This window comes from Kineobactrum salinum, from assembly GCF_010669285.1.
In the GTDB taxonomy this organism is placed as follows: Bacteria; Pseudomonadota; Gammaproteobacteria; order Pseudomonadales; family Halieaceae; genus Kineobactrum; species Kineobactrum salinum.
Window position 1 is genome coordinate 1,493,484 of record NZ_CP048711.1, and the last position, 11,758, is coordinate 1,505,241.

Consider the following 11,758-nt stretch of genomic DNA (forward strand, 5'->3'; position numbering starts at 1 on the left):
CCGTGGTACCGACATCGATTCCCAGCAGGTACTGCGCTGTCTCAGCCATCCAGAGACTCCCGTACCGCGCGCAGGAACCCGCTCAGCACCTCCGGCCCCTGCTGGGCCAACTGCAGGCAACGGGAGCCGATCACCACACCATTGGCGCCCATCGCGACCGCCTCTGCCGCCTGCTGTGGTGTACTGATACCGAATCCCAGCAGAATCGGCTGGGCCAGTCCCCGGGCCCGCAACTGCTTTATATGCAGTGCATTGCGCGGATCCAGCATCTGCCGGGCGCCGGTGGGACCGGGGGCGGCCTGCAGCATCAGATAGGCCTCGGATGCGCGCGCCGCCTCCACGGCGGCCGGGTCCAGCTCCCAGTCGACGAACCGGACCTGGCGGATATCGTGGTGCCGGCTCACGGCCAGAATCTCGTCGCGCCGGGGGCAGGCGTCCAGGCCCAGCATCAGCAGACCATCGAGCAGTGGCAGCGCTGCGCACTGCAGAAAAGCATCCAGATCGATCGCCGTATAGCTCATGCAGAGCACGGCCGGCCCGCCGTCTATCGACCGCACGACCCCGGCTGTGGCGGCCAGGGCCGGGTAAATGTCGGGATTCGCAGCGCCCCGTGCCATGGCATTGCGGACCGCCGCGCCATCCATGAAAGGATCGGCAGTGGGCAGGCCCAGCTCCACCACATCGACGCCGCAGTCGGCGTAGATCCGCAGCAGCTCCGGCGGCATCGCCGGATCGCCGACGGGGAAGTAGCAGGTCAGCAGCGGCCGGCCACTGGCGAGGCGCCAATCCAGCCGGTTGCGGCGGCTGTCCTGTTGTTCAGATGGCGTGTCTGAGATTTGCGAACAGTGCAGATATGACATCACGAAAGCGGACTCACAAGTTTGTTGCAGGGAGTCAGGAAACGACACTGGCCCGTCGATTCCTGCGGCATGCTCCCGCCCATCGCGGGACAGCGGGCCGACCGTCAGAACATGCGTTTTACCGACAGCGACCATTCCCGCGGCCGGGCATAGACGCCTTCCACATAGCCAAAGCCGTTGAACTCGTTGTTGCCGGTAATCAGGTAGCTACGGTCCGATAGATTGCGCACCTGCAAGGCCAGCTGCCAGGTTTCCGCCGCGGTGGTATAGGTGACGCCGGCATTGAACAGATGCAGTGCCTGCTGGGCAATGGCCTCGGTGTTGGCCGCATCGTTGTACACTTTATCGCGATAGCTCCAGTCGCCGCGCAGGGTGAGTTCGCCAAGATCCCCGACAGACGCCGTGTAGGCCAGCGAGCCCGACAGTGACCACTCGGGGGAATTGACGAAACTGTCGCCCTCATCAATGCCCTGGGCGGGGTCAAAGTCATTGTCGAAATCGGTGTACTGGGTGTCGAGATAGCCCAGGCCAAACTGTAACTCCAGCGCCGGCGTCAGCAGTAGTCCAAGTTCCAGTTCGCCACCGTAAACCTCCCCCGCTGCAGCGTTGCCTGTACCCGGCGCCACCACATCGATGATCTTCACCTGGATATCGTCGTAGTCGGTGTAGAAAATCGCGCTTTCCAGCCGGATGGTATCCGCGCTGTTGCTCCATTTCGCCCCCAGTTCATACACCTGCACCTGCTCCGGGTCGAAGGAGCCCGGCACTTCCCGCGGTGGAAATACGCGCTGGTTGAAACCGCCACTCTTGAAACCCTCGGAATAGGAGATATAGGTCATCAACCGGTCGGTCCAGTGGTAGTCCAGGCCAGCGGTCACCGAGAAGTCATCGAAGTCCTGGCTGTATTCCTGGAACGGCAGGATACGCTGGCCGTCGGTGAACCCCGCGCCGCCAAACAGCGGTTGGGTAAACTCATTGAACAGCACCTGCTGGTCCGGTGTAAAACGCTTGGTCTCCTCGGTATAGCGGGCCCCGACATTGAGCCTGAGACGGTCGCTGAGATCATAGGAGGAATGGGCGAACAGCGCCCAGCTGTCGCTGTCGATGGCGCCACCACTCTGGATATCCAGCACTGCGGTGCGCACCAGGTTCAGGTTGTCACCGTCTTCCTGGAAATAATAGGCGCCCAGCAACCAGTCCAGCCGCTCATCCAGCGCCACGCCACTGAACTGGAATTCCTGGCTGAACTGGTCGTGCTCCATGTCGTCGAAGGTTTCCACAATAACGAAGGGCGAGTTGTCCGAATCGCGTCCAAACTGGCTGTCAAAACCCCGTTGCGCGGTGATGGACTTGAGGCTGAAGGCCTCGAAATCGTAGTTGAGCGTGAGCGACACACCGTAGACATCCAGGTCTGAGCGGGCGAGCTCATTGCGCCCCTGCGAAGTCGCGAATTTGCCGCCGACCAGGTAGCGCGCATCGTAGGGTTGCACGCCCAAAAAAGGTGCTATCACTCCGTTGAAGGGCGCGAAGGTCGGCGCCCCCGCCTCCGGGTTGAAGTCCAGGATTTTCTGCGCCATCGCCTGTTCGCGCCGGTAGGTGGCATCGGCCGCGAAGATCATGGAGAAATTCTCGGTGGGATGAAAATCCACTATCAGACTGCCCAGTTGAGCATCGGTATCGCCCAGGTCCGGTCCACCGCCCAGATTCTCGACGTAGCCATCCTGATTCAGGTTGGCATAGGCAAGCCTGACCGCCAGGGTATCCGAGAGTGGCAGATCCACCGAAGCCTTGAAATCCCTGCGCTGATCGGTACCCAGTTTGAGTTCCACACTGCCGCCCAGTTCTGCCCCGGGTTTGCGGGAAATCACATTGATCGCACCGCCGATGGTGTTCTTGCCAAACAACGTACCCTGGGGGCCTCGCAATACTTCCACCTGCTCCACATCGGCCAGTTCCAGCACCCCACCCACGGAGCGCGCAATATAGACGCCATCGAGATAGAGGCCGACCCCCGGGTCGGTCACCAGCGCGAAGTCCGTCTGGCCGATGCCGCGAATGAAAATCGATGCGGCCGACTTGCTGCCCGATATCGGCGCGGAGGAATCAAACACCAGATTCGGCGTAGCCTCGGCGATCTGGGAGATATTGCTGATCTGGCGCGCCGCGAGTTCGTTGGCGGTGAATGCCGTTACTGAAACCGGCGTACTTTGCAGGCTCTCGGCCCTGCGCCGCGCGGTTACCACGACCTCCTCCAGCGTCGCCCCGGGCTGAGCGGCCACTGCGTTGACGCAGAGGCCGCTGACTCCCAGGCCGGTGACGCAGGAGAGGAATGCCGAAATTGCCCTGCCGTTGCCCTTTGCCATTCATCTACCCCCAGACTCGATCTTGTTTGTGTATGTCCAGGGATTGAATCTACGGCGCGACAGCCGCGGAATATAGCCGTATTCCGTGACCACTAGCCACTTATTGCAGGAAAGGGCAAACAGGAAGCGGCTGCTCAGCGACGCCGGGTTGCAGAAGGCTTCTCGCCAAACCTCTGGGCGTAGTCTCTCGCGAATCGGCCCATATGGGAGAAACCCCATTTACAGGCAATCTCGGTGATGGTGGTCGAGGAGGACGAGTGTGTCAGTTCCTGCCTGACCTTCTCCAGCCGCAGGTTGCGGACATAGGCGTACGGCGTTACGCCCACAAAACGCTTGAAGGCGTAGAACAGCGCCCGCTCGGTGACACCCGCGGCCAGCGCCAGCTCCTCCACCCGGATGTCACCCTGCAGGTGGGCATGGATGTAGTCCCGCGCCTTGACCACATAGTGCGGCAGCACGGGATTGCGCTGGGCCACCAGAGCGTCGGTGTAATTGTGCGGCTGACAGGTCAGCAACAGATTGAACAGGGTTTTTTCGAGAGAGGAGACACCGGGACCAAAGCCGAGCACCGGGCTGTTCTCCCGCGCCTGGTTGACCAGGTAACTGACATATTCACTGATCGCGCGGCCGGAAGGCGAGGCCAGATCGATCAGCGGGCTGAACTCCAGCGGCTGTGTCGGCACACAGCCAATCGCCTCGGCAAGGCAGCCCTCCAGCTTGCGCCGGTCGATCTTTATCATCACCTCCGCGCAATCCGACGACCAACGCGATCTGACAGGCTTCTCCGGTGACAGCAGGGCCGCCATACCGGGCCGGTTGATATAGTCCTGATCGCCGTATTGCAGCCGCACCCTGCCGGCCAGCGGCAGCTCCAGCATATAGAACTCTTCGAACGGGCCTATGTTGATGGCGACGTCGGCGCCGTACTGCAGGAAGTTCAGCGAGGTGTCGCGCAGCGCAAACCGGTGGTAGCGGGCATTGACCTGGCTGGCGCGGTCGTTGAGCAGCAGCTTGTGGGGGCAATAGGCACTGGCGACATTGTCGACCACCTCATCCAGGCGGGTAGAGGCAAAAACACTGTATTTTTCAAGAGGTGATGTCACAGCGTTCTGAAACACAGTCATGTCCTCCGCCAGCGGCCCTTGCTCGGCACTATTCTAGGGCACATCGGAGCAGTTCGATAGTGCCTCAGCGGCGCCCTATTCCCCGGTATAGGCCTGCGCCCCCTTTTCCGGTCTCAGCTCCGGGGCCCGGCCAGTTTGGCCCTGGCCAGGTCCTGGCAGCGGCCAACCGTCAAACAGGTTCATGTGAATCAGGATAACGGGGAAGGTAATCGACAGCATCGCATTGGCCAACCACAATTCAGCGGCGTAGGTGGGGCCTCCGGACGACTGGCCGGGGGCCATCAGCGCCATCGCCTGCCCGTAAGCCAGATAGAGTACTAGGCCCGCCAGCGAACTGGCAACCAGCAAGGCCAGTCCACGCAATGGCTGCGGTCGATGGCTGAGGAAACGGCCGCCCGCCACATCTGTCACCATGAATACGCCAAACATGAAGGCGACCGGTCCCGCCACCATGAAGGCGACGACATCCACACCCACAAGACCGGTGAACGTCCCCATCAGCAGTCCGGCCAGCAACAGCACGGCCACCGCCGTGATCAATCCTGTCCAGGGCTGCCCGAGCCTGTGCGCAACCGTCAGCGGCATTTGTTCAAACAGGCTCAACGCAAATATGACTCCCAGCGTGGTAATACAGAAGACAATACAATCCCAGGCCGGAAACCAGCCCTCGAAACCCGCCCCTGCGGGACCAAAGGCGGTGAAATCGAACAGCAGTGGATACAACAGTGCCGCGATGACATAGGCCAGGGTCCACAGCAATAGTCCGGTACGCCAGCCACCCAATTTTGCCGCAGTAGCGGGCCAGCCGGCGAATACCAGGGCAAGCCACATCATCACTACAACGCCGAAGATGACGAACATCACCGCGACAATGGAGGGGGTCGCCAGTTCGCCCTGCACAGCCACCAGTACCGTCCCTGCTACAACGGCCCCGGCCAGCGTGGCCACAGCGAGCAAGCGCAAACCGGTGCGGGGCTGCTGCCGCGGAGCGTCCCCACCACAGAAGATATTCAGCATCACCATCATCGGTATCGCGGCGATCGACAGGAAACCCGCCCAGCGGTTGAAGAAATCCTGCCCCAGCAGGGCGATGATCGCGAACGAAGCAGCAATGACAAACGCAGCGTGTGCCAGATAGCGCATGACGACTCTCAGTTTACAGACGTACCAGACTCCGATACTGGTAGAACTTCGATGCCACCACAACAGCCGCGCCGTCGTGTCCCTCAACTGCTTGCGGTATCCGGACAGGATGGCGGTATCCGGATACCCGTCGTGCCCGTTGGCAGACCGGATACCGGCTCCGGGACAGGCCCCTCGCCACGCCGGCCGCCGGACGCTGACAGGAGGCAATAATCCACATGCAGGGGGCCGAATGTGCAGATTCCACCGGATCTGCACACTCCGGAGGCGTATCGGCCTACCAGTACCGCGCCGGCCGCAGCTACCATCAGTCCCTGAGAATTAAACTCCGGGGGCAGAAAAACATGATGACGTTGAAAAGTCGATTCGGCAGCGCGCTGCTGGCACTGATGTTGATACTGGGAACGCAAGCCGCGCGAGCCGGTATAGACGATCCGGCAGAGGTGGAGGCGGTCGTTGACGGCATTGTTATTCCACTGATGCGCAATTTTGGCAGTCCCTCGGGTACGGTCGTCATCGCCCACAAGGGCGAACTGATCCTGGCCAAGGGCTATGGCTTCGAGGACATTGAACAGCAGATTCCGGTGGACCCCTACCGCACCCTGTTCCGGCCCGGCTCCGCTTCCAAGCTGTTTACCTGGGTCGCAGTGATGCAGCTGGTCGAGCAGGGCCGGCTGGACCTCGACGCCGACGTCAATACCTATCTGGAAACCTTCAGTATTGAGGACAGCTTTCCCGAGCCGGTCACGCTGCGGCACATCCTGACCCATACCGCCGGGTTTGAGGAGGCAGCACTAAGCTATCTCATTGGCAATGACCCGGACAAGGTCCTGCCACTGGCCGAGTCCATGGCGCGCTTCCAGCCCGCGAGAGTCACTCCGCCCGGTGCCCAGACCGCCTATTCCAACTATGCTACCGCGCTTGCTGGCCTGATCGTGGCCAATGTCTCCGGCATGCCCTTCAACGACTATATCCGGCGCCATATCCTGGAGCCGCTGGCGATGCAGAACTCCAGTTTCGAAGAACCGCTCCCCGCCGGGCTCGACGCGCGGATGGCCGGCAGTTATGGGCTGGAGGCCGGCGACTTCGTGCGCAAGCCCTTTGAGATTGTGGCCAACTTCGGCCCCGCCGGCGCCCTGTCAGCGACAGCGACCGACATGGTCCGTTTCGGCGAGGCGGTGCGCAATGGCGGCGAACTCGATGGCGGCCGCATTCTGCAACCGGAGACCATGGCCCTGACCCTGGCGCCGCAATTCTCCCACGACGAACGCATGATGGGCATGGCACTGGGCTTCTACGCCAACGACTACAACGGTCACCGTGTGGTAGGCCACGGCGGTGACACCAACTGGTTCCACTCCTATCTGGGGGTCGATGAAGCCAATGAGCTGACCATGTTTTTCTCCTTTGGCGCGGACGGCGGCAGCATCGTCCGCACCCTGTTGGCGCCGGGCTTCTACGACCACTTTTTCCCGCGCGACGAGGCGCGGCCAGTGCCGCCCGCGGACTTTTCCGAGCGTGCAGCCCGGTTCGCGGGCAACTATGCGCCCTGGCGTGCCAGCTTCACCGGCTTTGAAAAAGCCTTGGGGATGGCGTTCAGTTTCACCGTCGCACCCAGCGAGAACAACACTCTGATCGTCACCATGGGCGACAAGGCCAAACAGTACGCCGAGATCGACGAGAACCTGTTCCGCGAGGTCAGCAGCAAGGTCTCCCTCGACGCCGGTTTCAGCCCCCGGCTGCTTGCGTTCCAGCAGGATGAACACGGCGCCATCAACGGCTTTGTCCTGGATGGCCTGCCCTTCATGTCCATGCGCAAGCTGCCCGTCTGGGCTACGCCGGCCTTCAATGGGATGCTGGTGCTGCTCTCGATGCTGGTGTTTGCCGCGGTTCTGCTGCGGCGCTTCTATCAGCGCCGCGAGATCCGCTCCTGGCCGGCGCCGGAACGGACTGCGCTGCGGGCCGCGGTACTGGCATCGGTCTGCCATGTAGTGACGCTGTTGCTGGGCGCGGTGGTAATGACGGCTGTCGGGGACAGCCTGTTCGACGGCGTGCCGACGCTGTTCAAATTGTGGTTGTGGCTGCCGATCATCGCAACACTCGCCGGCTTCTATCTACTTTACAGCACTGTCACCGTCTGGCGCCGCGGCAGCTTCGCCAGTGTTTGGGCGCGGTTGCGTTATACCGCCGTGGTCATCGCCGCGCTGGCGCTGAGCTGGTTCTACTACTACTGGAACCTGCTCGGCTTCAACTATTATTGAAGGAGTTGAGGCAGCCATGCACAGCAATAATGTCCAGCCGCGAGAGATTTCCGGCGACATCCCATACCCCAACAGCAGGAGCTGAAAATCGTGACCGCAACACAAAAACGTGAACTACAGTGTTCCCTGACCACCTGGCCACTGCGGGTGCCCTTCAGGATTACCGGCTACACCTTTACCGAGGTGAAGCTGCTGCAGGTGACTATCAGCGATGCTGGTGCCACCGGCCAGGGCGAAGCCACAGGGGTTTATTACCTGAACGAGACCGGCGAAGGCATGCTGGCGCAGGTGGAGAGTATCCGCAGCGAACTGGAGGGTGGACTGGACCGCGAGCAGCTCAGGACACTGCTGCCGGCAGGCGGCGCCCGCAATGCGATCGATTGCGCCCTGTGGGACCTGGAAGCCAAGCAGAGCGGGCGTCGGGTCTGGGAGATGGCCGGCATCACACCGGCGCGCACCCTGACCGTCAACACGGTCGGCATCGGCACACCCGCGGAGATGGCCGCTGTCGCCGGCGCGCTGGACACCAGCAAGATCAAGGTCAAGCTGGACGGTGAGCAACCGCTGGAATGCATAGCCGCCGTCCGCGAGGCGCGGCCGGACGCCGAGATTGTGGTGGATATCAACCAGGGCTGGACCTTTGCCCAGTTGGTGGAGCTGGCACCACGCTTCGCGGAACTGGATATCGCGATGATCGAGCAGCCTCTGCCACGGGGCGCGGATGAGGCACTGGAAGACTATCAATCCCCTGTCATGCTCTGCGCCGATGAATCCTGCCTGGACAGCTCGGAGTTTGAGCAGGCCGCGCGCCGCTACCAGATGATCAATATCAAGCTCGACAAAACCGGCGGCCTGACCGAAGCCCTGACGCTGGCGGCAATGGCACGCGAGCGCGGGGTGGAACTGATGGTCGGCAATATGGTGGGCACTTCGCTGGCGATGGCGCCCGGTTTCGTGGTGGCCCAGTTGTGCCGTTTCGTCGACCTGGATGGGGCACTGGTATTGACCCGCGACCGGGAACCAGCGATGGACTTCAGCGGCGGTGTAGTCTCCCCGCCGGATCGGGCCCTGTGGGGATGAACATGAGGAAACCGATAATGAACAAGTTTGGCAAGCAGTGCGCGGCATTGCTGTTGTGCGCGGGCAGCGGGCTGCTGCCTGCCATCGCGGTGGCGCAACCTGACGGTGACGCGATTGACCAGGTCATCGCGCGGGCAATGGATACCTTCCAGGTACCCGGGATGGCCGTGTCGATCGTCTACCAGGGGGAGCTGTACTACGCAGACGGCCACGGCATTCTCGAGATCGACCACGAGGGGAAGGTCGATAGCGATACGCTGTTCCAGATCGGCTCTGTCGCCAAGGCGTTCACCGCCGCGACGCTGGCGCTGCTGGTGGATGACGGCGCACTGGACTGGGATGCCCCCGTCATCGACTACCTGCCCGAGTTTCGCATGTACGATCCCTGGGTCACCCGCGAGTTCACGATCAGGGATCTGCTCACCCATCGCAGCGGCCTGCCGCTGGGCGCCGGCGACCTGCTGATGTTCCCGGAGGGCAAGACCACCCGCGACGAAATCATCTATGCACTGCGGCATCTCAAGCCCAGCAGCTCCTTCCGCTCCCAGTTTGATTACGACAACCTGCTCTATATTGTCGCCAGCGAAGTGGTCACGCGGGTAGCGGAGATGCCCTTCGAGGAATTCCTGGAGCAGCGCCTGCTGCAACCGCTGGGCATGAATGATTGCCGTGCAACGCGGGACCGGGTACCGGACAGTGCCAGTACCGCCACACCACACCTGCTGATCGACGGCAAACTGCAGATCACCAGCGGCGGCATCGGCAGTGTAAGCGCCGGGGCTGGAGGCATCAACTGCAGTGCCGACAGCATGGCACGCTGGATGGCCTTCCTGCTGGACGAAGGCCGCACGGCCGACGGCGAGCAGCTGCTCAGTACCGCCCAATACCAGCAACTGGTCAGTCCGGTCACACTGACGGCGCCGCCACCCTACATGCGTGAACATGCCGGTTCCCACCTCAGTGCCTACGCGCTGGGCTGGGGCGTGTCCACCTTTTATGGCCAGCCGCTGCTGTCCCACGGCGGCGGCCTGTGGGGGATGACCACGTTCATTGCGCTGCTGCCGGAGCAGGAACTGGCAGTGTTCGCCAGCAACAACCAGATGTCAGTAGCTCCCCGTGCCGTGGTCAATGAATTGTTGGACCGCTTCCTGGCGGAGCAAACGCCGCAAGCCGGCAAAGACTGGATCGCGATTTCCGAACAAGTGATGCAGGAACGGCAAGACAGTGGCGAAGATGAGGTTGCCCGGGCCATGGCGGAACGCAACGCCGACAGCGAGCCCAGCCTGCCGCTGGAAGCATACACCGGCCGCTACCGCGACCCCTGGTATGGCGATATTCGCATTGTGCAGGAAGATGACGGCAAGCTGTGGTTCTATTCGGGACGCAACGAGCCCCTGCAGGGTCCGCTGGAACATTTCCAGTACGACACCTTCATCGCCCGCTGGACTGATCGACAGCTGATGGCCGATGCCTATGTCTCATTCTCACTGAGTCCCGCAGGCCGTATCGAGCGCATCCGGATGAAGGCGGTCTCACCAAACACGGATTTCTCCTTCGATTTCCACGATCTGGACCTGCGCCGCGTCGACGACTCCGACTGACAGCGCATCGCGCGGTAACAGCCTGACCAGCCTAGCCCAGCAGGCTGGTCAGGCTGATACCAATGAAGGTCGCGATGGCATAACCCAGAATACCCACCAGCATTCCCGGCGCCACCAGCGGGCGCCAGCCCTTGCTGGCTGCCAGTGCCGCCGCGGCGGGCGGCCCCAGGATGCAGGCGTTGGACGCGATCATGACTTCCGCCAGGTCCAGCCGCAGCAGGCGTCCCACTGTCACGATGATCACCAGATGCACCAGGACCATGACTGCCGCGAACAGCACGATGGGCAGCGCCGATCCGAGTACAGTACCGAGGTTTGCACCCGCGCCGATCACCGCGAAGAACACGTACATGAACAGGGTTCCCACCTCGAACTCAGCGCTGATGTGGCGCGCCAACGGGCGCGCGAGATTGGCCACCAGCAATGACAACGCCGTCACCAGCAGGATAAACAACGACTCCATGCCCAGCACTGCGCTCAAGGCAGAGCTGAGGCCGCAGATAATCAGACTGAGCGCTATGCCGTTGGCTATCGACGGCAGATGAAAAGTCGGGCTGACGACGGCGGGGGCCTGGACACTGTCCGCCTCGGCCGTGGGCGCACCGGGATCACCGATGAATGCCGACGGCAACCACCTGCGCACCAGGGCCGAGGCCGGCAGCAACATCAACAACATCAGGAACAGCACCGCTCCGACCACGTCAGCAGACAGCGCAGCCACATAGATTGAAGAGTCCTGCAGCCCCACCGCCTCCGCCGTGGCGACAAAATTCAGCGAGCCGCCAATATAGCTGGCGACGAGGGTGCCGGCTATCTTCGCCTCCATCGCCCCCATGTCCACCACCGCCGCTGCGACCACGGCACCGATCACTGTAGCGCAAACAGCAACCGCAAACGCCTTCAGCATGGTGCCCGCTTCACTCAGGATGGTGCGGAAATCCGCCCGCAGCAACAGCAGAGGAATCGCCATCGGTACCAGCAGGCCCGCAATGGAATCATAGACTGGAGCCTGATGGGGAATTACGCCGAGATTGGCCGCGCACATGGCCAGCGCCAGCAATACCAGCGGCCCTCCCAGCTTGCGTCCCCAGGCCTGGCGCTCTGCCCAGAGCCCGAACGCCACTATTGCCATCATCGCAGCACTGAGCGCGAAGGTCTGGTCCGCGTGAATCAACGGCATACTACGAAATCCTTTTAACCTAGAAACTGGCAAATTCCACTTTATCGTCGCCCCGCCGATACGAGGCCGGAATCCCCCTGATGCTGATGCCACAGAGGGTGTCCCCACGGCCCCTTCATTGCGTCCAGCATACCCGCCGCGGATGG

General features: G+C 62.1%; 8 protein-coding genes. 3 read left to right on the forward strand and 5 right to left on the reverse strand.

The window, feature by feature from the left end; genetic code table 11:
- Positions 1–41 precede the first annotated feature (41 nt).
- The 4 genes from G3T16_RS06375 to G3T16_RS06390 form a co-directional block, all read right to left on the reverse strand.
- Positions 42–860, reverse strand: coding sequence for a tryptophan synthase subunit alpha (locus G3T16_RS06375; protein WP_232059352.1), 819 nt, complete (start codon positions 858–860; stop codon positions 42–44).
- 104 nt (positions 861–964) lie between these two features.
- Entirely contained in the window at positions 965–3,223 is a 2,259-nt protein-coding gene (locus tag G3T16_RS06380) for a TonB-dependent receptor (protein ID WP_163494325.1), read from the reverse strand.
- A gap of 134 nt (positions 3,224–3,357) precedes the next feature.
- Positions 3,358–4,341 carry an AraC family transcriptional regulator gene (locus tag G3T16_RS06385; protein ID WP_163494326.1) on the reverse strand — a complete coding sequence of 328 codons (984 nt, stop codon included), beginning with the start codon at positions 4,339–4,341 and terminating at the stop codon, positions 3,358–3,360.
- Positions 4,342–4,422: 81 nt separating this feature from the next.
- Positions 4,423–5,490 carry a hypothetical protein gene (locus G3T16_RS06390; protein WP_163494327.1) on the reverse strand — a complete coding sequence of 356 codons (1,068 nt, stop codon included), beginning with the start codon at positions 5,488–5,490 and terminating at the stop codon, positions 4,423–4,425.
- Between the two features lie 344 nt (positions 5,491–5,834).
- Between G3T16_RS06390 and G3T16_RS06395 the strand changes: the two genes are divergently transcribed.
- The 3 genes from G3T16_RS06395 to G3T16_RS06405 all read left to right on the forward strand — a co-directional run bounded on the left by G3T16_RS06395 (position 5,835) and on the right by G3T16_RS06405 (position 10,432).
- A complete protein-coding gene (locus G3T16_RS06395; RefSeq protein WP_163494328.1) occupies positions 5,835–7,751 on the forward strand; it encodes a serine hydrolase domain-containing protein in 1,917 nt (638 codons plus the stop codon).
- Positions 7,752–7,841: 90 nt separating this feature from the next.
- Positions 7,842–8,831, forward strand: a complete 990-nt coding sequence (gene dgcA / locus G3T16_RS06400) for an N-acetyl-D-Glu racemase DgcA (protein ID WP_232059290.1) — start codon at positions 7,842–7,844, stop codon at positions 8,829–8,831.
- Positions 8,832–8,848: 17 nt separating this feature from the next.
- Positions 8,849–10,432, forward strand: coding sequence for a serine hydrolase (locus tag G3T16_RS06405; RefSeq protein WP_163494329.1), 1,584 nt, complete (start codon positions 8,849–8,851; stop codon positions 10,430–10,432).
- A 31-nt stretch (positions 10,433–10,463) separates the two neighbouring features.
- On the opposite strand, the gene G3T16_RS06410 is transcribed toward G3T16_RS06405, so the two are convergent.
- Entirely contained in the window at positions 10,464–11,612 is a 1,149-nt protein-coding gene (locus G3T16_RS06410) for a DUF819 family protein (protein WP_163494330.1), read from the reverse strand.
- Positions 11,613–11,758: the final 146 nt, after the last annotated feature.